The organism is Kitasatospora sp. NPDC052896 (assembly GCF_044547075.1).
Lineage (GTDB): Bacteria > Actinomycetota > Actinomycetes > Streptomycetales > Streptomycetaceae > Kitasatospora.
Window position 1 is genome coordinate 245,349 of sequence record NZ_JBITZU010000004.1, and the last position, 23,404, is coordinate 268,752.

General features: G+C 73.9%; 22 protein-coding genes. 12 read left to right on the forward strand and 10 right to left on the reverse strand.

Annotation, left to right across the window (positions count from 1 at the left end):
- The first annotated feature begins 150 nt into the window (after positions 1–150).
- Both ACIGXM_RS11970 and ACIGXM_RS11975 read left to right on the forward strand, forming a co-directional pair.
- A complete protein-coding gene (locus tag ACIGXM_RS11970) occupies positions 151–1,656 on the forward strand; it encodes an MFS transporter (protein ID WP_396559615.1) in 1,506 nt (501 codons plus the stop codon).
- Positions 1,653–2,270: a TetR family transcriptional regulator gene (locus ACIGXM_RS11975; protein WP_396559617.1), complete on the forward strand. Its 618-nt coding sequence runs from the start codon at positions 1,653–1,655 to the stop codon at positions 2,268–2,270. The genes ACIGXM_RS11970 and ACIGXM_RS11975 overlap by 4 nt, the downstream gene beginning before the upstream one ends.
- 19 nt (positions 2,271–2,289) lie before the next feature.
- Here ACIGXM_RS11975 and ACIGXM_RS11980 read toward each other — a convergent pair whose 3' ends face one another.
- Positions 2,290–3,936 (reverse strand): APC family permease, encoded by a 1,647-nt coding sequence (locus ACIGXM_RS11980; protein WP_396559619.1) that lies wholly within the window; start codon positions 3,934–3,936, stop codon positions 2,290–2,292.
- 270 nt (positions 3,937–4,206) lie between these two features.
- Positions 4,207–5,718 (reverse strand): MFS transporter, encoded by a 1,512-nt coding sequence (locus tag ACIGXM_RS11985; protein WP_396559621.1) that lies wholly within the window; start codon positions 5,716–5,718, stop codon positions 4,207–4,209.
- Between the two features lie 669 nt (positions 5,719–6,387).
- On the opposite strand from ACIGXM_RS11985, the gene ACIGXM_RS11990 reads away from it, so the two are divergent.
- A complete protein-coding gene (locus ACIGXM_RS11990; RefSeq protein WP_396559623.1) occupies positions 6,388–7,794 on the forward strand; it encodes an RNA polymerase sigma factor in 1,407 nt (468 codons plus the stop codon).
- A gap of 93 nt (positions 7,795–7,887) precedes the next feature.
- Here the strand turns inward: ACIGXM_RS11990 and ACIGXM_RS11995 are convergent, their stop codons facing one another.
- Positions 7,888–8,424, reverse strand: coding sequence for a CGNR zinc finger domain-containing protein (locus tag ACIGXM_RS11995; RefSeq protein ID WP_396559625.1), 537 nt, complete (start codon positions 8,422–8,424; stop codon positions 7,888–7,890).
- A 139-nt stretch (positions 8,425–8,563) separates the two neighbouring features.
- On the opposite strand from ACIGXM_RS11995, the gene ACIGXM_RS12000 reads away from it, so the two are divergent.
- A complete protein-coding gene (locus ACIGXM_RS12000) occupies positions 8,564–10,153 on the forward strand; it encodes an FAD-dependent monooxygenase (RefSeq protein WP_396559627.1) in 1,590 nt (529 codons plus the stop codon).
- Positions 10,154–10,166: 13 nt separating this feature from the next.
- On the opposite strand, the gene ACIGXM_RS12005 is transcribed toward ACIGXM_RS12000, so the two are convergent.
- A complete protein-coding gene (locus tag ACIGXM_RS12005) occupies positions 10,167–11,021 on the reverse strand; it encodes a UbiA family prenyltransferase (protein WP_396559629.1) in 855 nt (284 codons plus the stop codon).
- Positions 11,022–11,099: 78 nt separating this feature from the next.
- Here ACIGXM_RS12005 and ACIGXM_RS12010 point away from each other — a divergent pair, with 78 nt between their 5' ends.
- From ACIGXM_RS12010 to ACIGXM_RS12020, 3 genes are read left to right on the forward strand one after another with little or no spacing between them, the layout of a single operon-like run.
- Positions 11,100–12,155: a type III polyketide synthase gene (locus ACIGXM_RS12010; protein ID WP_396559631.1), complete on the forward strand. Its 1,056-nt coding sequence runs from the start codon at positions 11,100–11,102 to the stop codon at positions 12,153–12,155.
- A gap of 9 nt (positions 12,156–12,164) precedes the next feature.
- Positions 12,165–12,707: an isoprenylcysteine carboxyl methyltransferase family protein gene (locus ACIGXM_RS12015; protein WP_396559633.1), complete on the forward strand. Its 543-nt coding sequence runs from the start codon at positions 12,165–12,167 to the stop codon at positions 12,705–12,707.
- Positions 12,704–13,726, forward strand: a complete 1,023-nt coding sequence (locus ACIGXM_RS12020) for an NAD(P)/FAD-dependent oxidoreductase (protein WP_396559635.1) — start codon at positions 12,704–12,706, stop codon at positions 13,724–13,726. The genes ACIGXM_RS12015 and ACIGXM_RS12020 overlap by 4 nt, the downstream gene beginning before the upstream one ends.
- Positions 13,727–13,758: 32 nt before the next feature.
- On the opposite strand, the gene ACIGXM_RS12025 is transcribed toward ACIGXM_RS12020, so the two are convergent.
- Positions 13,759–14,301: a DinB family protein gene (locus ACIGXM_RS12025; protein WP_396559637.1), complete on the reverse strand. Its 543-nt coding sequence runs from the start codon at positions 14,299–14,301 to the stop codon at positions 13,759–13,761.
- Between the two features lie 78 nt (positions 14,302–14,379).
- Here ACIGXM_RS12025 and ACIGXM_RS12030 point away from each other — a divergent pair, with 78 nt between their 5' ends.
- Positions 14,380–14,694: a hypothetical protein gene (locus tag ACIGXM_RS12030; protein WP_396559639.1), complete on the forward strand. Its 315-nt coding sequence runs from the start codon at positions 14,380–14,382 to the stop codon at positions 14,692–14,694.
- Here the strand turns inward: ACIGXM_RS12030 and ACIGXM_RS12035 are convergent.
- Positions 14,688–15,140, reverse strand: a complete 453-nt coding sequence (locus tag ACIGXM_RS12035) for a pyridoxamine 5'-phosphate oxidase family protein (RefSeq protein ID WP_396559641.1) — start codon at positions 15,138–15,140, stop codon at positions 14,688–14,690. The two genes, ACIGXM_RS12030 and ACIGXM_RS12035, sit on opposite strands and share 7 nt — an antisense overlap.
- Positions 15,141–15,403: 263 nt before the next feature.
- On the opposite strand from ACIGXM_RS12035, the gene ACIGXM_RS12040 reads away from it, so the two are divergent.
- Positions 15,404–16,327: a phosphatidylinositol-specific phospholipase C gene (locus ACIGXM_RS12040; protein ID WP_396559643.1), complete on the forward strand. Its 924-nt coding sequence runs from the start codon at positions 15,404–15,406 to the stop codon at positions 16,325–16,327.
- Here the strand turns inward: ACIGXM_RS12040 and ACIGXM_RS12045 are convergent.
- The 4 genes from ACIGXM_RS12045 to ACIGXM_RS12060 form a co-directional block, all read right to left on the reverse strand.
- On the reverse strand, positions 16,291–17,604 hold the full coding sequence (locus ACIGXM_RS12045; RefSeq protein WP_396559645.1) for an MFS transporter: 1,314 nt from the start codon (positions 17,602–17,604) through the stop codon (positions 16,291–16,293). The two genes, ACIGXM_RS12040 and ACIGXM_RS12045, sit on opposite strands and share 37 nt — an antisense overlap.
- Positions 17,601–18,230, reverse strand: a complete 630-nt coding sequence (locus ACIGXM_RS12050) for a helix-turn-helix domain-containing protein (protein ID WP_396559647.1) — start codon at positions 18,228–18,230, stop codon at positions 17,601–17,603. The genes ACIGXM_RS12045 and ACIGXM_RS12050 overlap by 4 nt, the downstream gene beginning before the upstream one ends.
- A gap of 83 nt (positions 18,231–18,313) precedes the next feature.
- Positions 18,314–18,622, reverse strand: coding sequence for an antibiotic biosynthesis monooxygenase family protein (locus tag ACIGXM_RS12055; RefSeq protein WP_396559649.1), 309 nt, complete (start codon positions 18,620–18,622; stop codon positions 18,314–18,316).
- Positions 18,623–18,720: 98 nt separating this feature from the next.
- Complete coding sequence (locus ACIGXM_RS12060; protein ID WP_396559651.1) at positions 18,721–19,476, reverse strand: DUF4232 domain-containing protein; 756 nt, start codon at positions 19,474–19,476, stop codon at positions 18,721–18,723.
- A gap of 307 nt (positions 19,477–19,783) precedes the next feature.
- Between ACIGXM_RS12060 and ACIGXM_RS12065 the strand changes: the two genes are divergently transcribed.
- The 3 genes from ACIGXM_RS12065 to hydA all read left to right on the forward strand — a co-directional run bounded on the left by ACIGXM_RS12065 (position 19,784) and on the right by hydA (position 23,388).
- Positions 19,784–20,626, forward strand: a complete 843-nt coding sequence (locus ACIGXM_RS12065) for a nitrilase-related carbon-nitrogen hydrolase (protein WP_396559653.1) — start codon at positions 19,784–19,786, stop codon at positions 20,624–20,626.
- A gap of 84 nt (positions 20,627–20,710) precedes the next feature.
- Positions 20,711–21,988 (forward strand): aspartate aminotransferase family protein, encoded by a 1,278-nt coding sequence (locus tag ACIGXM_RS12070; protein WP_396559655.1) that lies wholly within the window; start codon positions 20,711–20,713, stop codon positions 21,986–21,988.
- Positions 21,985–23,388, forward strand: a complete 1,404-nt coding sequence (gene hydA / locus ACIGXM_RS12075; protein ID WP_396559657.1) for a dihydropyrimidinase — start codon at positions 21,985–21,987, stop codon at positions 23,386–23,388. Before ACIGXM_RS12070 ends, hydA begins: the two co-directional genes overlap by 4 nt.
- Positions 23,389–23,404 lie beyond the last annotated feature (16 nt).

Below are 23,404 nucleotides of genomic sequence, written 5' to 3' on the forward strand. Positions count from 1 at the left end.
GACTTCCGACGCCCGCCCGCAGGGCTGACACACCCACTGTCGCGCGCCGCGGCCCGACGGTCCAGCGGTGGCCGCCCACACTGGTCCGCCGATCGGGGCTCGTGTCATCATGTGATGACATCGCTTGATGACTTGACAGGAGGGGGCCCCGTGGAGACGGCCTTGAAGGGTTCGTCGTGGCGGCAGCGGGCACTGGTGCCGGTGCTGGTGTACCTGGGCATGGTCGTGGCGGTGATCAGCAGCCTCGGCGCGCCGCTGGTCCCGACCATCGCGACCGTCGACCACGTCTCGCTGTCCGACGCGCAGTGGTCGCTGACCATCGCTCTGCTGGTGGGAGCCGTGGCCACGCCCGCCATGGGTCGGCTCGGGGACGGGCCGCACCGGCGGCCGGTGGTCCTCGGCGCGACCGCGGTGGTGGTGACGGGCAGCGTGCTCGCCGCCCTGCCGCTGGGCTTCGGCTGCCTGGTCGCCGGCCGGGCGATGCAGGGCGTCGGGCTCGGCCTGACCTCGCTGGCCATCGCCACCGCCCGCGACGCGCTGCCCGCGGAGCGCTCGCGACCGGCCGTCGCGCTGCTGTCGATCACCACGGTGGCCGGGGTCGGCCTCGGCTACCCGCTCACCGGGCTGATCGCCGAGTCCTTCGGGGTGCACGCCGCCTTCGGCTTCGGCGCCGTGATCAGCGCGATCGCACTGCTCGCGGTCGCGCTGGTGCTGCCGTCCACCGCCGACCGGCCGGCCCGCCCGCTGGACGCGCTCGGCGCGCTGCTGCTCGGCGTGGCGCTGGCCGGACTGCTGCTGGTGCTCAGCGAGGGCGGCGACTGGGGCTGGACCTCGCCGCGGCTGCTCGGCGTGGCCGCCGGCTCGCTGGTACTGCTGGTCTGGTGGACCGTGCACGAGCTGCGCACCGCGCACCCGCTGGTGGACCTCCGGCTGGTTCGGCACCGGGTGGTGCTGACCGCGGACGTCAGCGGCCTGATCGCCGGCGTCGGGATGTACCTGCTGCTCTCGCTGGTCACCCGGTTCGTGCAGACGCCGACCACCGCCGGGTACGGCTTCGGCGCCTCGGTCGTGGTCTCCGGACTGGTCCTGCTGCCCTTCTCGGTCGCCAGCGTCGTCTCCAGCAAGGTGGTGCCGCTGCTGATCCGGCTGACCTCCTCGCGGGTGGTGCTGCCGCTGGGCTGCGCGGTGTCGCTGCTCTCGGTGGCGGGCTTCGCGGTGGCACGCGGCAGCCTCTGGGAGCTGTTCGTGGTGATGGGGATCGCCGGGCTCGGAGTAGGCTGTACGTTCGCCGTGATGCCCGGACTGATCGTCAGCTCGGTGCCGGCGCGGGAGACCGGCAGCGCCATAAGCTTCAACCAGGTGCTGCGGCTGATCGGCTACTCGATGGGGAGCGCGCTCAGCGCGGCCGTGCTCCAGGCGCACACCGCCCCCGGACAGGTGCTGCCGTCCAACGGCGGCTACCGCACTGCCGCGCTGTTCGGCTGCGCGGCGTGGGTGGTCGCCGCGGTGGTGACCGTCGTCCTGCCGTCGCGCAGTGCCGGGACGGTCGAGGTGGCGAGCGGGACGGTACGGCTGCCGGCGCAGGCCGGCGGGACGGAGCGGGAGCGGATGGCCGAGCTGAACGGCCCGGTGCGGGACGCCGGGAGCGGCGGATGACCGACGAACGGCCGGCGGCCGAGGAGTCGCCCCCCGAGGCCGCCGCGGCACCCGCCCGGCGGCGCGACGCCGCCCGCAGCCGTGAGCTGCTGCTCCGGGCCGCGCTCGAACTCTTCGCCGAGCGCGGTTTCGACCGGACCACCACCCGGGAGATCGGCGAACGGGCCGGGGTCGACCCGGCGCTGATCGCCCGTTACTTCGGTGGCAAGACGCAGCTCTACATCGCGACCATGCACGAGGAGCTCGGCGCGGCGCTGCCCGCCGACCTGCTGGACACCGAGCGGCTGCGCGGCCTGCTCACCCGGGTGACCCGGCGCGGGCCGGGGCCGGTCTTCCGGTCCGCGGTGCTGCCGCACGACGACCCGGGCGTCCAGGAGGCCGCCCGGGTCCAGCTGCACCGGCGGCTGGTCACCCCGCTGCGCGAGCACCTGGTCGAAGCGGGGGCGGACCGACCGCAGCTGCGCGCGGAGCTGGCGGCGGCCGCCTTCACCGGCATCGTACTGGCCCGCGGCGGGAACGCCTTCGGCGAGCTGGCGGCGGCCGACCCGGAGGAGCTGGTCGACCTGATCCACCCACTGCTGGGCGCCCTGCTGCCCGAGGAGCCCGCGGAGTAGCAGGGCGGCGCCGGCCGGCTCAGGCCAGTTCCCCGCGCTGCTCGAACTCGTGCTGCTCCTCCAGGCGCACCGCCTCCGCCACCGCCGGGCCGGCCATCGCCATCCGGACCGCGACGTAGTAGACGACCAGCGAGAAGATGATCACGACCACCAGGTCCCACCACTCGGGAATGGTCGACGCGCCGCCGTACCGACCGAGTTCGCCGAGCACGACCAGGCCGCCGAGCCACGGCCAGACCCAGGCCGAGGCCCGCCACTGCAGGTTCCGCCGCTCGGCCTCCGGCTGGGCGAGCCGGGTGCCGCCGAAGAGCAGCAGGCCGAAGACCAGGCTGAGGCCGAGTTTCCAGTCCGCCTGGTAACCGGACCAGTAGATGATCAGATCGGCTGCGACGAAGGCCAGCGGCGAGAGCACCTTCCAGGCCGGCAGCCGGTACGGGCGTGGCCGGTCGCCGTCTCTCAGCCGCAGGGCGTGCAGCGCGGGCGGGGCGAAGGCGTACATCAGCGCCGTCGCCGAGGTGACCAGGCCGACCAGCGACTGCCAGCTCGGGAACGGCAGGAAGGAGATCTCACCGACCACGAAGGAGATCAGGACCGAGGTGATCGGGATGCCGCGCCGGTCGATCCGGGCGGTCGCCTTCGGGATCGCCCCCTCGTGGCCCATCGCGTAGGAGATCCGGGAGGCGGTCGCCACGTAGATCAGACCGGTGCCGGCCGGCGAGATCACCGCGTCGAGGTAGAGGACGGTCGCCAGCCAGCCGGCCCCGGCGGCGGTGGCCAGCGTGGCGTACGGCCCGAAGTCGCCCTTGCCGACCGGGTTGGCCCAGCCGTGGGCGATGTTGGCGGGCGCGATCGCCCCGATGAACGCGACCTCCAGCAACAGGTAGACGACCGCGCCGATGGCCATCGCGGCGATCACCGCGCGCGAGAGGTCGCGCTGCGGGTTGCGGGCCTCGCCCGCCATCTGGATCGCCTGCTCGAAGCCCTGGAGGGCGAAGACCACGCCGGCCGGCAGCGCGGCGAACACGCCGTGCGCGCCGTACGGGGCGAAGCCGCCGCCCCCGGTGAAGTTGCCGCTGTGGAAGGTGAGGGTCATCAGCACCACCACGGTCAGCAGCGGCACCAGGGTCTTCCAGATCACCGTGATGGAGTTGGTGTCGGCCAGCAGCTTCACGCCGGCCATGTTGATGATCGTGAAGAGCAGCATGAAGCCGCTGGCGATCAGGATGCCCAACCCGGTGAGCGTGCCGTCGGGGTGCAGGATCGTCACATTGTCCCGCACCCAACCGATGTGGGAGGTGTACGAGAGGGTCGCCTCGACCTCGATCGGCGCGATGGTGACGGCCTGGACCCAGCCCATCCAGCCGGCCGCGAAGCCGGCCAGCGGGCCGAAGACGAAGAACGGGAAGCGGGCGGTACCGCCCGCCACCGGATAGGCCGCGCCCAACTCGGCGTGTACCAGGGCGAGAACGGCGAGGATCGCGGCGGCCAGGATCCAGGAGATCAGCGATGCCGGACCGGCGACGGTCGCCGCGGTCAGCGCGCCCAACAGCCAACCCGAACCGATGATCGAGCCTAGCGAGACGAAGAGCAGTCCCCAGAATCCGACTGCCCGGTTCAACCGTCCCGAGGTACTGGATCCGGTTGGTCCGCTGAGCGTGGTAGCCATGCATCTCACCTTCGCTCGCCGCACCCCGCCGGCCGGTCGCCGCCAGGTCGGACCGGACCGGGTGGGCCGATCCAGGTTATTCCTATGGAACGACTGGTACGCCTGGCCCGCAAGACCATGGGACGCAGAAGAAACGGGTGGGGCCAGTGTGACGAAACCAGTGGGACGTCAGAGGCTGCCGCGCCATATGTGACGAGTGGGACGGGTGGGATGGGCGAGCGAGCCGAGGTCCTGAGCCACCGTCGCGGGGCGGCGAGCGGGCGGCCGACATCAGCCCGCGGTACCGCCCGGTCGACGCCCGAGCGCGTCCGCCAGCGCGGTCAGCAGTGCCAGCAGAACGAAGCCGACCGCCACCGCCATCCCCGCCTGGAACGCCCCCGCCCAGTCCTCGCCGTGCTCGGTGACCCAGGGGAAGAAGACCGATCCGACCGCCGCGATCCCGGCCGCCGAGCCGATCCGCTGGGCGGTCTGCAGCACCCCGGCCGCGCTGCCCGCACGGATCACCGGGACGTCGCCCAGGGTCAGCGTCTGGTTCGGTGCGACCACCAGCCCGCTGCCGATCCCGGCCAGCAGCAGCGGCCCCGCGGTCAACCAGCCGATCGAGGGCCCCGACCAGAGGTGGACGGCCGCCGCGGCCAGCAACAGCCCCAGCTCGACCAACAGCAGTCCCCCGGTCACCAGCGGGCGTCCCATCCGCTGCACCAGCCGGCCACCGACCGCGGCCGCGGTGCCCGAGCCCAGCGCGAACGGCGTGATCGCCAGCCCCGCCTCCAGCGCGCTGTAGCCGAGCCCGCTCTGCAGGTAGAGCGTGAAGATGAAGAAGATCGCGGTGAAGCCGGCGAAGTAGAGCAGGGAGACCAGGGTGCCCAGCGAGTAGGAGCGTTGTTCGAAGAGGTCCATGCTGACCAGCGGCTCCCGGGTGCGGCCGTAGTGGCGCTCCCAGCCGGTGAAGGCGGCCAGCAGCGCCGCCGCGGCGGGCAGCAGCAGCCACTTGGTCCAGCCGTGCCACTGCTGCTCCTGCACGAACGGGAGCAGCAGCAGGACGGTGCCGAGGCCGAGCAGCAGCACGCCCACCGGGTCGAAGTCGCGGCGCGGCCGGGTGGTGAGCCGCGTCGCGCCGGCCGGCCGGACGGACGGGTCCGGTACGGCGGGCGCCCTGGCCAGCGCCGGGCCGGGCAGCAGCCGGAGTGCCAGCGGCAACGTCAGCAACCCGATCGGCAGGTTGACGTAGAAGACCCAGCGCCACCCCTCCGCGGCGCCGAACCCCTCGATCAGCAGGCCGCCCAGCAACGGCCCGACCGCCATCGAGAGCCCGATGGTGGCTCCCAGCATCCCGAACGCCCGGCCGCGCTCGGGCCCCTGGAACAGCTGTTGGATGAAGCCGGCCACCTGCGGCACCAGCAGCCCGCCGGCCAGCCCCTGGGCGAGCCGGGCGATGACCAGCCAGGCCTCGCTCTGCGCGGCGCCGGCCAGCGCGCTGGTCGCGGTGAAGAGCGCCAGTCCGCTGATGAAGACCGCCCGGCGGCTGTGCGCGTCGCCGAGCCGTCCGGCCGGGACGAGCACCAGGCCGAAGGCGAGCGCGTAGCCGGAGAGCACCCACTGCAGCCCGCCCTCGGACATCCGCAGCCCGCTGCGGATCGAGGGGAGCGCGACGTTGACGATGCTCACGTCCAGGAGCGTCATGAAACCGCCGACCAGGCAGACCACCAGCGCCGGCCAGCGATGGCCGGCGGCCCGGGTGGCCCGGTCGTCCAGTTCCGGACGCGGGCGCAGGACGCTCATCCGCCGCTCCGACCGTGCCGGAGCGGCGGAGCGCACCGCGTCCCGTCGGCCCTGGCGGCCGCTGCCGCCTCGGTGCCCGTCATCGCCCGGCTCCTCCCGTTCGCTGAGTCGATCGCCCGTGGCGGATCGCAGAGGTGGTTCCGCGGGGCTGTCCCGCAGAGGTGAATCACTACCCGCGGCCGGGCGTGGCGATGTCCGCTTTCACCCGGATCGCCCCTGCTCCGCCTCGGACGGTCGGCGGCCACCGGGGAGGCCTGCTGGGCCGATCGGGGGAACCGGGAGCCGGTCACCGGCCGAGCGGGCGGGGCACCCCCGGCGGGCTTCGCCGCCCCGGGCCGAGCTTCCGGGAGTGCCGGCCATCGCTCCCGATGGATGCTTCAACTCCCCCGCACCGTCGGCTGGTTGGGGACCATCGCAGATTCGGCGGAGGTCCGCCGGGAGTGCTGACCACACATCAGGTCGGTGGCGGAACGGAAAATCTGACGCGGTGTCGGCCGGGTGCTTCTCACCCGTCGGCGCGGGTCGCGTCACTCCTGCGGCGCGTAACAGAACCCGGTGTGCTGTCGATTATCAGGATGGTGCTTGCCGCGCGGCCGTCCTCCAACCCCCACAACCGTTCCTGAAGCGCGGCCGAGCCGAGTCATGCCCATCTTTCGTGAGAGGCCACTCGTGTCGCCCAGCCCATCCCCCGCACTTCCGCAGCGGATCAGCGAGTCCGCCTCCCTGGTGGCGCTCATCGAGCGCGGCAGGGCCGAAGGACACATCACCGGTGACGAGGTGCGCGACGCCTTCGAGGCCGACCGCATCCCCACCGCCGAATGGAAGGACGTCCTCGGCAGTCTCAACCAGATCCTCGACGCCGCGGGGGTCGTCCTGACCGTCCGGGCCGGCCGGGACACCGACGGCCCCGGCCTGCAACGCACCCGTCGAGGCGTCAGAAAGACCGTAGTGACGCGGTCCAGCACTGTCAACAGCGGGAACGCGAGCGGCTCGGACGCCGCCGCCGACCCCGTCGAGTCCGTTCCGGACGGCCCGGCGGCGGCCGAGGAGGGGCCCACCGAGAGCGAGCTGGCCGAGGCGGTGGCGGCCACCGCGGACGCCGCGGACACCTTCACGCTCTCCGACGACGAGGACGACGCGCCCAAGCAGCAGGTCACCACGCCCGGCGCGAGCACGGACGCGGTCAAGGACTACCTCAAGCAGATCGGCCGGGTCGCCCTGCTCACCGCCGAGCAGGAGGTCACCCTGGCCCGCCGGATCGAGGCCGGCCTGTTCGCCCAGGAGAAGCTGACGACCGAGCCGCGGCTCGCTCCGGAGCTGCGACGCGAGCTGGAGATCATCTCCGAGGACGGGCTGCGCGCCAAGAACCACCTGCTGGAGGCCAACCTGCGGCTGGTGGTCTCGGTGGCGAAACGTTACACCGGCCGTGGACTGCTCTTCCTCGACCTGATCCAGGAGGGCAACCTGGGGCTGGTCCGGGCGGTGGAGAAGTTCGACTACACCAAGGGGTTCAAGTTCTCGACGTACGCGACCTGGTGGATCCGGCAGGCGATCACCCGGGCGATGGCAGACCAGTCGCGGACCATCCGGATCCCGGTGCACATGGTCGAGGTGATCAACAAGCTGGCCCGGGTCCAGCGCCACCTGCTGCAGACCCTGGGCCGCGAGGCCACCCCCGCCGAGCTGGGCCGCGAGCTGGACCTCAGCCCGGAGAAGGTGGTCGAGATCCAGCGCTACAGCCGCGAGCCGATCTCGCTGCACACTCCGCTCGGGGAGGAGGGGGACAGCGAGTTCGGCGACCTGATCGAGGACACCGAGGCGGTCGTCCCGGCCGAGGCGGTCAGCTTCACCCTGCTGCACGAGCAGCTGCAGGTGGTGCTGGAGACGCTGGCCGAGCGCGAGGCCGGGGTGATCTCGATGCGTTTCGGACTGATCGACGGCCAGCCGCGCACGCTGGACGAGATCGGCCAGGTCTACGGGGTCACCCGGGAGCGGATCCGGCAGATCGAGTCGAAGACGATGTCCAAGCTGCGCCACCCCTCGCGCTCCCGGGTGCTGCGGGACTACCTGGACTGAGCGTGGGCGGTGGAGGCGCGACCGGGGACCGGGACCGGCGGCAGCGGGTCCCGGACCCCGGGTGGCGTCACCGGGAACCGGTGCTCCTTCCGGTCAACTCCGCTTCTGGGAACGGTGAGCGGCGACCCGCACCCGGGTCGCGCAGCGCGGGGAGCAGTAGCGCTGCGGGGTGCGCCGTCCGGCGTCGACGAAGAAGCGGGCGCAGCCCGGTGCGGCGCACCGCCCCCAGGCGCAGCCCTCGCGCTCACTCAGCCACAGGGCGAGGGCCAGCGCGGAGGTGGAGAGCAGCCAGTGCGTGCGATCGGCTCCGGCGGGTGTCCGGGCGTGCAGGGACCACGTCCGCCCGGGTAGCCGGACCAGCCGGGGCTGGGCCGGGTAGCGGTCGAGCAGGCCGTTGAGCAGCTCGGCCGCCACGTCCGGATCGTCCTGCGAGAGCACCGCGACCAACTCGGCGGCAGCCGCGCGCAGGCCGGCGGCCTCCGGCTCGGTGAGGGTGAAGGCGGGGGCGCCGTGCCGGTCGAGCAACGACCGCAGCTCGGCGGCGCCCGGCGTGCCCTCCTGGACGGCGTTGGCGAGTTCCACGATGAAGTACAGGCCGCGCGGGTTGGCCCGGCCCAGGTCCTCGGTCACGACTGCGCCCTCCTACTCGTGGATCACTACGACCACTCGGTGGATCACCGCGACAATTCCGTCGCCTCGATGGCCATGGTAACGTCATTTTTTCGAAAACGGCGTTACAGCAATCCGGATCCCGAGCGACTGGAGCCCCATGCGCTGCCCGACCACCGTGCCCGTCCTGATCGCGGGCGGCGGCCCGATCGGTCTCACCCTGTCCGTCCTGCTCTCCGACCTCGGGGTGGACCACCTGCTGGTGGAGGCCCGCCCGGGCACCACCGGGCACCCCAAGTCCCGTGGTATTTCGGCCCGTTCGATGGAGATCCTCCGGCGCTGCGGGCTGGAGGAGGAGATCCGCGCGGCGGGGCTGCCCGCCGACCAGGTCGCCTTCTACCGCGGCCGGAGCCTGGTCGACCCGGAGTTCACCCGGACCAGCCCGGCCGGCCCGCCCTCGGACGGCCCGGAACACAGCCCGACGCCGGGCCTGATCTGCTCCCAGGACGCCCTGGAACCGGTCCTGCTGCGCCGGGCCCGGCGGGCGGGACCGGACCGGGTGCGCTTCGGCACCCGGCTGCTCTCCTTCACCGACTCCACCGACTCCGCCGACCCCACCGACGGCACCGGGTCCGTGCACGCCGTGCTGGCCGACCGGGAGAGCGGCGACCAGTTCACCGTGCGAGCCGACTGGCTGATCGGCTGCGACGGTGCGGCCAGCACCGTGCGGGCCGGGGCCGGGCTCGCCTTGGACGGGCCGACCGGCCTCCGGCACTTCCTCAGCATCCGGTTCGAGGCGCCGCTCGGCCCGGTGGTGGCGGACCGGGCCAGCGCCTCGTACTTCCTCACCGAACCCGGCCGCGGCGGCTTCCTGGCGGTGGACAACGACCGGCAGTGGATCTACCAGTATCCGGTGGGCCCGGCCGGTCCGGCGGCCGACGCCGAGCCGGTCGAGCTGGTCCGCGCCGCGGCCGGGCTGCCCGGCCTCGACGTCCGCGTCCGCTCCGTCCAACTCTGGCGGATGGACGCCCAGTTGGCCTCGGCCTACCGGCGCGGCCGGGTACTGCTGGCCGGCGACGCGGCGCACGTGATTCCGCCGACCGGCGGCCACGGCATGAACACCGGGATCGGCGACGTGGACAACCTGGCCTGGAAGCTGGCCGCCGTGCTCGGCGGGCGGGCCGGCCAGGCGCTACTGGACAGCTACCAGGACGAGCGGCGGCCGGTCGCCCGGCAGGTGCTCGACCGGGCCACCGAGAACGCCGAGGCCCGGGCGGCCCGCGGCGGTTACCGAATCGATGACGAGCTGCTGCTGACCGCCGACTACCGGTCCAGCGCGGTGCTCGCCGACCCGGCCGACGGCCCGGCCCGGCCGCTGGGCGGCTCGGGACGACCCGGCGGCGCTCCCGGTCAGCGACTGCCGCACGTCCGGCTGACCGGCCCGGCCGAGGTGGCGTCCAGCCTGGATCTGGTCGGCCCGGGGTTCGCGCTGGTCGTCGAGGACCGCGAGGCGGTGTGGCGCGCGCAGGCCGCGGACGCCCGGGCGGCCGGTATCCCGGTGGCCGTGCACCGGCTCGATCCCGCCGGGCCACTGCGTGAGGAACGGCCCGGGACCTGGCGACGGCTCTGCGCGGTCCCGGACGGCGGGGCCGTGCTGCTGCGGCCGGACGGGCACATCGGCTGGCGGGCCCCGGGCGAACCCGCGCCAGGGGAGCTGCTCACGGTGCTGCGCCGGCTGCTCTCCGCGTGAAATCGACGGCCCGTCATGTCAGCGCGGTGCCGCTCAGCACCAGCAGCGCGACCGCGGCCAGCGCCAGGCCGAGGGTGGCGAGGAACGGCAGCCGCCCGCGCCGGACCGCCTCCCCCGGCAGCGCGCCGACCGCGGCCAGCCCGCCACTGACCGCCAACGTCGCCCAGCCGGCCCGCCCGACCGGTCCGGGCGGGCCGAGCACCAGCACCACCGAGGCCGCCGAGAGCAGCACCGGCGCCAGCACCCGGCACGGCCCGCGGCCCAGCCGCTGCGGCAGGCCGCGAACGCCCGCCGCGAGATCGGCCTCGATGTCCGGCAGCACGTTGGCGACGTGCGCGCCCATCCCGAGCAGCGCGCCGGCCGCGAGCGTCCAGCCGGCCGGCCACGGCCGGCCCGGCAGCCCGAGCGTGACGAAGGCGGGCAGCAGACCGAACGCGACCGCGTAGGGCAACCAGGACAGCGCGGTCCGCTTGAGGCCGAGGTTGTAGGCCCAGGCCGCCACCACCCCGACCAGGTGCACGGCCCCCGCCGCCAGGCCGCCCGCCAGCGACAGCGGCACGCAGAGCGCGAGCGCTCCGCCGGCCGCCCGGGCCACCGTGCCGGGCGCGAGCCGGCCGGTGGCGAGCGGCTTGTCGGGCCGGCCGGCCGCGCGGTCCCGGTGCAGATCGACCAGGTCGTTGGACCAGCCCACCGAGAGCTGGCCGGTGAGCACCGCCGCGGCCAGCACCGCGCTGCCGGCCGGCCCGCGCCCGGCGGCCACCGCCAGCGCGGCGACCAGGGCGGTGACGGCCACGGCGGGTTGCGGGTGGCCGGCCCCGGCGAGCGCGGCCAGGCGCGCGGAGAAGGGCGAGGTCGCGCTGCTGTCCACCCCGCGATGCTAGGGACACCGCGCGCCGACGGCCCGTCAAACCGGGGCATTCCGGGTGAGTCTCCCTATCCTGGCGCAATGACCCGAATCGCCGCCGTGCACGGCGTGCTGCCACCCCACCGCTACCAGCAGCACGAGATCCGGGAGGCGCTCACCGCGTTGGGCCTGGCCCGCCCGGCGGACCACCGGCTGTTCGACCGGCTGCACACCGCCTCGACGGTCCGCAGCCGGCACCTGGCCCTGCCGCTGGAAAGCTATGCCACGCTGAGCGGCTTCGGCGCGGCCAACGACGCGTTCATCGAGGCCGGTCTGGACCTCGGCGAGCAGGCCGTGCGGGGCGCGCTGGACCGGGCCGGACTCCGGCCGGACCAGGTCGACCTGGTCATCTCGACCTCGGTGACCGGCATCGCCGCGCCCTCCCTGGAGGCCCGGCTGGCCGGGCGGCTCGGCCTGCGCCCGGACGTCCGGCGGCTGCCGGTCTTCGGGCTCGGTTGTGTGGCCGGGGCCGCCGGCATCGCCCGGCTGCACGACTTCCTGCACGGCCGCCCGGACGGCGTGGCGGTGCTGCTCTCGGTCGAACTCTGCTCGCTGACCCTGCAGCGCACGGACACCTCACGGGCCAACCTGGTGGCCGCGGCACTGTTCGGCGACGGCGCGGCGGCGGCGGTCGCGGTCGGCGCCGGGCACCCGAGCGGCGCCGGCCCGTCCGTGACCGCCACCCGCAGCCGGCTCTACCCGGGCACCGAGCGGCTGCTCGGCTGGGACATCGGCGACCAGGGCTTCCAGATCCTGCTCGGCGACGACCTGCCCGGGGTGGTCCGCGAGCGGGTGGGGCCGGCCGTCCGCGACTTCCTGGCCGACCACGAACTCAAACCGGCGGACGTCACGGCCTGGATCTGCCACCCGGGCGGCCCGAAGATCCTGGAGGCCGTCCGGGAGAGCCTCGACCTGCCGGCCCGCGCCCTCGAACTGAGCCGGCGTTCACTGGCCGAGGTGGGCAACCTGTCCTCCGCGTCCGTGCTGCACGTGCTGCGCGACACCCTCGCGGTCCGGACGCCGCTGCCCGGCACACCCGGGCTGATGCTCGCCCTGGGCCCCGGGCTCGCCACCGAACTCGTCCTGCTGCGCTGGTAGGTGATCCCGATGAGCTACCCCGTCCTGGTCCTGCTGGTCGGCCTCGAGCGGCTGGCCGAACTGGTGGTCGCCCGGCGCAACGCCGCCTGGAGCCGGCGGCACGGCGCGGTCGAATCCGGGCGCGGCCACTACCCGGTGATGGTGCTGCTGCACACCGCGCTGCTGGCCGGCTGCCTGGCCGAGACCGGCTGGGGCGAACGGCCGTTCCGGGCCGCGCTGGGACTGCCGATGCTCGCCCTGCTGCTGGCCGCGCAGGCGCTGCGCTGGTGGTGCGTCGGCACGCTCGGCCCGCGCTGGAACACCCGGGTGCTGGTGGTGCCCGGACTGCCGCTGGTGACCGGCGGGCCGTATCGGTGGCTCCGACACCCCAACTACCTGGCGGTGGTCGCGGAGGGGGTCGCGCTGCCGCTGGTGCACGGCGCCTGGCTCACCGCGACCGGGTTCACCCTGCTCAACCTGCCGCTGCTGGCGGTGCGGCTGCGCTGCGAGAACGCCGCGCTCGCGGCCGGTCCCGCGCGGCCGGCCGGTGGCGTCCTGGCGGCGGCGCCGTGATCGACCTGCTGGTGGTCGGCGGTGGCCCGGCCGGGCTGGCCACCGCGATCCACGCCGCGCGGGCCGGGCTGCGGGTGGTGGTGGCCGAGCCCCGGCCGACACCGGTGGACAAGGCCTGCGGCGAGGGCCTGATGCCCGGCGCGGTACGGGAGTTGACCGGCCTCGGGGTCACGGTCGGCGGGCGGCCGCTGCGTGGCATCCGCTACCTGGACGCGCGGCGCCAAGTCGAGGCGGCCTTTCCGGACGGGCCGGGCCGCGGGGTGCGGCGGACCGAGCTGCACGCGGCGCTGGCCCGGCGGGTCGCGGAACTCGGCGTGCCCGTACTGCCGTTGCGGGTGACCGCGGTGCGGCAGGACACCCACGCGGTCACCGCCGCCGGGATCACCGCACGCTACCTGGCCGCCGCGGACGGGCTGCACTCACCGATCCGCCGCCGGCTCGGCCTGGACGGGCCGCGCGGGCCGGCCCCCGCCCGGTACGGCCTGCGCCGGCACTTCGCCGTGCCGCCGTGGACGGACCACGTCGAGGTGCACTGGGCGGACGGTGCGGAGGCGTATGTCACGCCGGTCGGGCCGGAGTTGGTCGGGGTGGCCGTGCTGACCCGCGAACGGCGGCCGTTCGGCGAGCAGTTGGCGGGCTTTCCCGAGGTGGCCGCGCGGCTGGCCGGGGCCACTGGGGAGGGCACGGCGGCCCGCGGCGCGGGACCGCTGCGCCGGTCGGTGCGGGCCCGGGTGGCCGGCCGGGTGCTGCTGGTCGGTGACGCGGCCGGGTACCTCGACGCGCTGACCGGCGAGGGCATCGCGCTGGCGCTGGCCGCCGCCGGACCGCTGGTGCGCTGCGTCCGGGCCGACCGGCCGCTGGAGTACGAACGGGCCTGGCGCCGGCTCGCGTTGCGCAGCCGCGCGCTGACGGCGGCGCTGCTCTGGGCACGGCAGCAGCCACTGCTGGCCGACCGGATCGTGCCGACGGCGGCCCGCTTTCCGGCACTGTTCGCGGCGGCCGTGCGGCAACTGGCCTGAGACAGCGGCACCGCCGCACGGCCGCCGGGGCATCACACCCCCGTCAGGCCGTCGAGGCTCTCCCGCAGCAGGTCGGCGTGGCCGTTGTGGCGGGCGTACTCGGCGATCAGGTGGAGCAGCACCCAGCGCAGCGCGATCGGCTTGCCGTTCGGCTGCCGGACGCCCAGGTCGTTGAGCGAGGGGGTCGCGGCCACGACCTGGCGGGAGCTCTCGCACTCGGCCCGCCAGACCGCGAGGGCGGCGGTGGTGTCGCCGTCCAGCCGCTCGAAGTCCTGGTCCGGATCGTCGTCCGAGTAGTACAGGTCCGGCACGTCCGAGCCGGCGAACTGCTGCTGGAACCACCAGCGCTCCACCCCGGCGAGGTGGCGCAGCAGCCCGTGCAGGCTCAGCCCGGACGGCGGCACGCTCGGCTCGGAGAGCCGCGCGGCGGGCACGTCGGCGCACTTGAGCTCGAAGGTGGCGCGGTGCCAGTCGAGCATCGCGGTCAGCATCGCGCGCTCGTCGCCGACGGTGGGGATGGTGGGGCGGGTACCGGGCCAGATCGGCGGCAGGTTCTCGGCTGGGATCTCGGTCATGGCGCGAGTCTGCCACCCGCCGCTGACAGTCCCCGGGGGCGGCGGCCGGTTGTCAGTACCCGCCCCTACCGTGGCAGCGTGTCCAGCACTCCGACCCTCGCCCTCCCCGCCGAACTGATCGCCCTTCAGCGTTCCGTGCTCAACGCCGACCGCGCGCTCGGCGACTACGCGCTGGCCGTCCGGGACCGCCGCCGCGCCGCCTTCCCCGGGCCGGACCAGGCGGTCGAGCGGTGCGGCTGGGCGGCGGACGAGCAGGCCGAGTTCGACCGCCTGTGGGCGGAGTACGTCCGGGCCGGGGACGCGGTGCACGCGCACCCGGTGCTGGTCAGGGCCCGGATCCTGCGGGTGGACGGCTCGGTCCTGCGCTCGCTGCGCGCCGCCGCCCGTCACTGAGCGCGCGGCGGGGCGCCCCGGCCGAGGGTGCGGGTGACGGTGATCTCCAGCACCACCCGGTCCGGGTTGGGACGGGGAGTCCGGTAGCGGCGGGCGTAGCGGGCCTCCGCGTCGGCGACCGCCGCCGGGTCGCGGCGGACCACGGCCACGCCCTCCAGGGTGGCCCAGCGGCCGCCGTCCACCTGGCAGAGCGCCACCCGGGCGCCGCCCTCGCCGGCGGCCTCGACGTTGCGGGCCTTGCGGCTGGCGGCCGAGGTGATCACCCGGGCGACGCCGGTCGCCGGGTCGTAGGTGGCACCGACCGGAACGACGTGCGGCGTGCCGTCCGGGCGGAGGGTGGTGAGCGTGCAGAGGTGGCGCTCGGCCCAGAAGGCCAGGAACTCCGGACCGGGGACGGGCACCGGGATGGTGGACGGGTCGGACGGAACAGCGGTGGAGACGGTCATCGGCCCAGCGTACGGCCGACCCGCCGGCGGTGGGGGCGCCCCCGGATGATCCGCGCCTCCACCGCGAGCCGTCCGGTGATCGACGCGAGCCGTCGCGCCGTCCGGCACGCCGGGCCATCCGGAGTGCCGCCGTGCACCATAAAGCGCCACCCAACGCCACCCCGCGCCACGGTATGCCCCCGGGCGGACTACCGCTATATGGCGCAAGCTGTCGATAATGCCCATGCCAGATGATCGCGGGCGCGCAACGAGGAGAGAACTCCATGGATCTGACGGGAACTCGGCTGAGCCGACGCGACCTGGGCCGCGCCGCACTCGCGCTGGGCGTCGCCGCGGCCGGCACAGGACTGGCCGCCCGGCCCGCCCGGGCGGCCGAACTCCCCCCGGCCTCGGACTGGTTGGGCGCGCTCGACGCGGCGTGCCCGCTGTCCTGCCTCACCATCCCCGGCAGCCACGACACCTGCTCACGCCACGGCGGACCGCTCGCCCGGACCCAGACCCTCTCCGTCCCCGACCAGTTGGCGGCCGGGGTGCGCTTCCTCGACATCCGCTGCCGGGCGATCAGCGGGGTGTTCGCGATCCACCACAGCCAGGTCTTCCAGCAGATCTTCTTCGGCGACGTGCTCAACGCCTGCCAGGACTTCCTCGCCGAACACCCCGGCGAGACCGTGCTGATGCGGGTCAAACAGGAGTACTCCACGGTCTCCGACGCCGACTTCGCGGCGATCTTCGCGAGCTACCGGACCCGGTGGCCCGGGCTGTTCTGGGCCGAGCAGCGCATCCCGCGGCTCGGCGAGGTGCGCGGCCGGATCGTGGTGCTCGCGGACAGCTCCGGCCTGCCCGGCATCCCCTGGGGCGGGGCACTCACCGACATCGAGGACGACTACCAGATCGGGACGGTCTTCGACCTCTGGTCGCGGAAGTGGCCCGAGGTCTCCGCCCACCTCGACGCGGCCCGGGCCGCCCAGGACCCGCGGCGACTCTTCCTCACCTTCACCTCCTCCTCCGGCGCGGGCCTGTGGCCGCCGCAGGCCGCCGAGGCGATCGGGCCGAAGGTGAGCGGCTACCTGGCGGCCCTGGACCCGACCGGGCGACCGGCGCTGGGGACCGTCGCGATGGACTACGTCACCGCCGCCTCGGTCGCGCCCCTCTACGCGCTCAACTTCGCTTCCCTGCCCGGCTCGTGACCGCTGACGCCGGATCCGTCCGACTGGACCGGCCGGCCGCCCGCGCGCCGGCTCCGGTCCATCTCGTGCCACTCCGGGCGCAGTGCCGTCAGATTGGTGGTGGCGAAGTACAGCGCGCCGCCGGCCAGCAGGACCGGGGCCAGGCCCCAGCAGCCGATCGCCGCTCCGGCGAGCAGACCGCCGAGCGGAATCCCGGCCCAGGCCAGCGAGTCGCCCAACGCGCCCACCCGGCCGAGCAGTTCGCGCGGTATCCGCTCCAGGGCCAGCGCGCCCAGGATCGGGTTGAGAAAGCCCCCGCCGAAACCGCCCACCGCGAAGACCGCGGCCACCGCCCAGGTCGGCGGGTGCAACGCGAGCACCAGGAACCGCGGCGCGCCCGCCAACAGGAAGCCCAGGAAGAACACCGGGCGCCGCGGCAGCCGGTGGGACACCCCGGTCGCGATCAGGCTTCCGCCGACGGCGCAGACTCCGGCGGCACCGGCGAGCAGGCCCTGCACGCCCGGGCCGCCGTGGCCGCGGGCCCAGACCGGCAGCAGGACCGAACTGAAGCCGGCGTCAAGCAGGTTGGTGACCCCGACCATCACGACGATGGCGAGCAGCAGCGGTTCGCCGCGCAGGAAGGCGAGACCCTCGGCCAGCCGCCGCCAGTAGCCCGACGGGGCGGACTCACCCGGGGCGGCGGGGCGTCCCATCCCACGCGGCAGGAAGAGCGCGATGACCACCGAGCCGAGCGCGAACGAGGCCGCGTCCACCACCAGGCCGACCACCGGACCGGTCAGCGCGACCAGTACCCCGCCCGCCAGCGGACCCACCGTGGAGGCCAGCCGTTCGATCACCCCGGACGCGCCGGTGGCCCGCTCCAGCGGCACCCCGCCGCGTTCGGCCGCCTCCGGCACCATCACGTGCTTGCCCAGGTCGCCGGGCCCGCGCACCGCGCCGACCACGGCGATCAGGAACAGCAGGAACCCGAACGAGAGCCGGTGCGCGGCGTGGAGCAGCGGGATCAGGCCGGCGGCGACCGTGCTGACCGCGTCCGCGCCCCAGGACACCACCCGCGGTCCGACCCGGTCGACCAGCGGGCCGCTCAACGCCTTGGCGATCACGTACGGCGCCATCTCGCAGCAGGCCACCAGCCCGGTGCGGGTGGCGCTGCCGGTGGTGACCAGGACGAACCAGGGCATCGCGATGGCCGACACCCTGGTCCCGGTCAGCGACACGCCGGTGGCCGCCAGCAGCCCGACCAGTGGTCGCCGGCTGTTCCCCCGTGAGCTGTTCATTCCTCCGCCGCTCCCCCGCCGGTCCCGGTGGTGTCCAGCTCCGGCAGCAACTGGGTGATCAGGCCCACCCGTTGGGCACCGGCCGGCGCGCCGGCGGCCGCCTCCGGGGTGTCCCGGCGGTAACGACCGACCAGCTCGGCCAGCTCCGCGCGCAGGCGGGCGGCCTCGTCGGGCGTGAGTCGCAGTGTCCAGTCGTTCAGGTCGAGGACCCGCTGCCAGGCGCTCGGCATGGTCCGGATCTCGTCCAACGCGCGCTGGCCGCGCAGCGCGTAGACGGCCAGCCCGGACCTCAGGTACGCCTCGACGGCCTCCGGCTCCTGGTCGAGCAGATCGAGGTCGTTGAACGAGGTCGTCCGGTGCACCGCCCGCCACCAGCGCTCGCGGGCGTTGCCCCGCTCGGGGTCCTCCGCGACGAAGCCGGCCTCGCCGAGCCGGCGCAGGTGGTAGCTGGTCGCACCGGAGGTCAGGCCCATCCGCTCGGCGAGCCGGGTGGCGGTGGACGGCCCGTACCGGCGCAGCAGGCCGAGCAGCCGGACCCGGACGGGGTGGGCCAGCGCCCGAAGCCCCTTGGCGTCCAGGACGGCGACCTCGTCCATGGCAGGCCGGTCAGGAGTGTCTTCGGTCATGGCAGCACCGTAGACCGCAAAGACTTCTTTGCAAAGAGTTCTTTGGAAATAGCTCTCGGCGGCCCGTCACCGAACGGACGGCCTCAGGGGGCGGTGGTGACCACGCCGAAGTGCGAAACCTCCGGTGGATGCTCCAAATGGCTGATGTCCGAGTCGGACCAGACCGGCCGGATCGCCCACATCGGGCCCGCGTAGCCGCGCAGCGCCTCCTCGTCCCGCCACCGGGTGACCACCAGGACCCGGTGCGAGCTGTCCGGCACCGCGCGCAGCAGCTCACCACCGAGGAACCCGTCCAAGCCGACCAGCTGGGGCATCACCTTGGTCGCGAGCAGCGTGCAGAACTCGCCGACCTGACCGGGGATGACCTTCGCCTCCCAGATTCGGACGATCATGGTTTCCTCCTCCCGTGGCCCGACCGACGGGAACTTCCTCCTCCTTCATTATCCGGTCGCCCGGCGGCCCGCCACCGGGCCGCCGGGCGGCGGGGCGGCTACTGGGCGCTCCCGGAGGCGCCCGTGACGACCGGGTGGACCTGCAGCCCGTCACAGTCGGCCACGGTCACCCCGAGCGGCGTGGAGGTCTTGGTCCCGGGCGGGGTGACCAGCAGCGAGGCGTAGGTCAGGCAGGGCTTGTTGCCCGACGGCACGTCGTCGCCCTCCAGCAGGGCCGAGGCCTGGGCGCCCGGCGCCAGCTGGACGGCGGTCACCGACTGGGCGCCGCCGAGGTAGCCGTTCAGGGTGCGTTGGGCCTGGTCGACCTGCTTGCCGGAGGCGTCGACCGCGGCCACGCCCGGGTAGCCGTAGAGGCTACAGCCGTTCGAGGAGGTGTTGCGGAAGACCAGGACGACACCCTGGTGACCCATCCCCGCCCCGCCGTCGGCACTGGTGACGGAGACCTGCCCCGGGGTGCAGCCGTTGCCGGGACCGCCACCCGCCGACATTCCCGGGCCGCCGGCCTGCGCGGTGCCGGAAGCGGACCCGCCGGTGCCCTTGGTGCCCGTGGAGCCCGAACCGGTCGAGCCGGTGCGGCCACCGCCGGAGGTCTGCGCTCCGGTCTGCTGGGCCGTGCCACCACCACCCGAGGTGACGGAACCGGCGGCGGCCGCGACGCTGCTGCCGGCCGCCGGGGCGCCCGCGGCCCCGGCGGAGGCGGTCGAACCGCCGGAGCCGCAGGCGGTGAGGGACAGACCGAGGGCGGCGACACCGGCCGCGAGCAGCGCGGCACGCTTGGAAACGAAGTTCGTCATGTCCATAAGGACGACGGCGGAGGCCGCCTGGTTCGCCCGCTGGGCCAAACGGGATCACGACGTTCCGGGCACGCCAGCGGCAGGATGGCAGGGAACTCCGCCCGGGCCTGACAGGTCGTCGGGTTCGCCGCCCCGGCGGATGGGGAATGTCCAACAGCATTCCCGTCACGGCACACCGCGGCGGCCGCCAAACGGGCCACCCGGGTGACGCGGCCGGCGCCGGGTCGTCGGTACCCGTCGCGACCGCGGCCCGTCGCGTATACACAGGACCAGGACCAACCAGCCCTCTCTGACAGGAGCGGTTTCCATGTCCCAGATCGTTCGTGCGGCGCTCGTCCAGACCAGGTGGACGGGTGACCAGGACTCCATGATCGACAACCATGAGCGGTACGCCCGGGAGGCGGCGGCCCAGGGTGCGCGGATCATCGGTTTCCAGGAGGTCTTCAACTCCCCGTACTTCTGCCAGGTGCAGGACCCGGTGCACTACCGCTGGGCCGAGCCCGTGCCGGACGGTCCCACCGTGGTCCGGATGCGGGCGCTCGCCCGGGAGCTAGGCATGGTGATCGTCGTGCCGGTCTACGAGGTCGAGCAGGCGGGCTTCTACTACAACACCGCGGCCGTGATCGACGCCGACGGCAGCTACCTGGGCAAGTACCGCAAGCACCACATCCCGCAGGTCAAGGGGTTCTGGGAGAAGTACTACTTCAAGCCGGGCAACCTGGGCTGGCCGGTCTTCGACACCGCGGTCGGCAAGGTCGGCGTCTACATCTGCTACGACCGGCACTTCCCCGAGGGCTGGCGGGCGCTCGGCCTGGCGGGCGCCCAGATCGTCTACAACCCCTCCGCCACCAGCCGCAGCCTCTCCAGCCACCTCTGGCAGCTGGAGCAGCCGGCCGCCGCGGTCGCCAACGAGTACTTCATCGCGGCGATCAACCGGGTCGGCACCGAGGAGTACGGCGACAACGACTTCTACGGCTCGTCCTACTTCGTGGACCCGCGGGGCCAGTTCGTCGGTGAGGTGGCCTCCGACAAGGAGGAGGAACTGGTGGTGCGCGATCTCGACCTCGGGGTGATCGACGAGGTGCGCCAGCTGTGGGCGTTCTACCGCGACCGCCGGCCCGACGCGTACGGACCGCTGACCCAGCCGTGAACAGCTGACCGAGGCGTGAGCACCCCGACCCGCCCGCCGGCCGCACCGCCAGCGGGCCCACCGACAAGGAGCGTGCAGAGCCGCATGACCCGACCCCTGCTGGACCGCCACCGCGCCGTGCTGCCCGCCTGGCTGGCCACCTACTACCGGGAACCGCTCGAACTCACCCACGGCGAGGGCCGGCACGTCTGGGACGCCGCCGGCAACCGCTACCTGGACTTCTTCGGCGGCATCCTGACCACGATGACCGCCCACGCACTGCCCGAGGTCACTGCGGCGGTGGCCGAGCAGGCCGGCCGGATCCTGCACACCTCGACCCTCTACCTCTCCTCGACGATGGTCGAACTGGCCGAGCAGATCGCCGAGTTGTCGGGCATCCCGGACGCCAAGGTGTTCTTCACCACCTCCGGCACCGAGGCCAACGACGCCGCCCTGCTGCTGGCCACCTGCTACCGCCGCTCCAACCAGGTGGTGGCGCTGCGCAACAGCTACCACGGGCGCTCGTTCAGCACGGTGGGCATCACCGGCAACGCCTCCTGGTCGCCCACCAGCCTCTCGCCGCTGCAGACCCTCTACGTGCACGGCGGGGTGCGCACCGGCGGACCGTTCGCGGCGCTCTCCGACGGCGAGTTCATCGCCGCCTGTGTGGCCGACCTGGAGGAGATGCTCGACCAGGCGGAGAGCACGGTCGCCGCGTTGATCGCCGAACCCATCCAGGGCGTCGGCGGGTTCACCCACGGACCGGACGGGCTGCTCGCCGCGTTCAAGCGGGTGCTGGACCGGCACGGCATCCTGTGGATCTCGGACGAGGTGCAGACCGGCTGGGGCCGTACCGGCGACCACTTCTGGGGCTGGCAGGCGCACGCCGAGGCCGGCCCGCCCGATCTGCTCACCTTCGCCAAGGGCATCGCCAACGGCATGTCGATGGGCGGGGTGGTGGCCCGGGCCGAGGTCATGGACTGCCTGGGGGCCAACTCGATCTCCACCTTCGGTGGCAGCCCGATCACCACCGCGGCGGCGCTGGCCAACCTGCGCCACCTGCTCGCCAACGACCTGCAGGGCAACGCCCGGCGCACCGGCGCCGTGCTGCGCGAGCGGCTGGAGAGTGCCAAGCTGCCGGCCGTGCACGAGGTGCGCGGGCGGGGACTGATGCTCGCGGTCGAGCTGGCGGACGCCGCGGCCGCCTCCGCCGCGCTCGAACACGCCCGGGAACTGGGTCTGTTGATCGGCAAGGGCGGCCGGGCCGGCCACGTGCTGCGGATCGCCCCGCCGCTCTCGCTCACCGAGGCCGAGGCCCGCGAGGGCGGCGACCTGCTGGTCGAGGCGCTGCGCCGGATCGACGTGGCGGGAGAGCCGGTATGAGCCGGACCGTGATCCGGGGCGGCCTGGTGATCACCGCCACCGAGGAGACCACCGCCGACGTGCTGGTCGAGGACGAGCGGATCGTCGCGCTCGCCGCCACCGGCAGCGGCGCGGCCGAGGCCTGGACCGCCGACACCGAGATCGACGCCACCGGACACTACGTGATCCCCGGCGGGGTGGACGCGCACACCCACATGGAGCTGCCGTTCGGCGGCACGCACGCCTCCGACACCTTCGAGACCGGCACCCGGGCCGCCGCCTGGGGCGGCACCACCACCATCGTGGACTTCGCGGTCCAGCCGGTCGGCGGCTCGCTGCGGGAGGGCCTGGACGCCTGGCACGCCAAGGCCGAGGGCCGCTGCGCGATCGACTACGCGTTCCACACCATCGTCTCGGACGTCAACGACGCGGTGCTCAAGGAGATGGACCTGCTGGTCGCCTCCGGCGAGTCCACCTCGTTCAAGCTCTTCATGGCCTACCCCGGCGTCTTCTACAGCGACGACGGGCGGATCCTGCGGGCGATGCAGCGCGGTGCCGGGAACGGCGGCCTGATCATGATGCACGCGGAGAACGGCATCGCGATCGACGTGCTGGTCGAGCAGGCACTCGCGGCCGGCCACACCGACCCGCGCTACCACGGCGAGGTCCGCCGGGAGTTGTTGGAGGCCGAGGCCACCCACCGCGCCATCAAGCTGGCCCAGGTGGCCGGCTCGCCGCTGTACGTGGTGCACGTCTCGGCCGCCTCGGCGCTCGCCGAGCTGTCCACCGCACGGCGCGAGGGGCTGAACGTCTTCGGCGAGACCTGCCCGCAGTACCTCTTCCTCTCCACCGAGAACCTGGCCGAGCCGGGCTTCGAGGGTGCCAAGTACGTCTGCTCCACGCCGCTCCGGCCGCGTGAGCACCAGGCCGCGCTGTGGCGGGGGTTGCGCGTCAACGACCTCCAGGTGGTCTCCACCGACCACTGCCCGTTCTGCTTCAAGGGCCAGAAGGAGCTCGGCCGCGGCGACTTCTCGAAGATCCCCAACGGGCTGCCCGGGGTGGAGAACCGGATGGACCTGCTGCACCAGGCCGTGCTGGACGGGCACCTGTCGCGAAGGCGGTGGATCGAGATCGCCTGCGCCGCCCCGGCCCGGATGTTCGGCCTCCACCCGCGCAAGGGCACCATCGCGCCCGGCGCCGACGCCGACCTGGTGGTCTACGACCCGACGGCGAAGCAGACGGTCTCCGCCGCCACCCACCACATGAACGTCGACTACTCCGCCTACGAGGGCCGTCAACTCACCGGCCGGGCACGGACGGTGCTCTCCCGGGGCAGCGTGGTGCTGGACCGCGGCGAGTGGCTCGGCCGGGCCGGCCACGGCACCTTCCTGCGGCGCGACACCTGCCAGTACCTGACCTGATCCGCTTCCGACCACC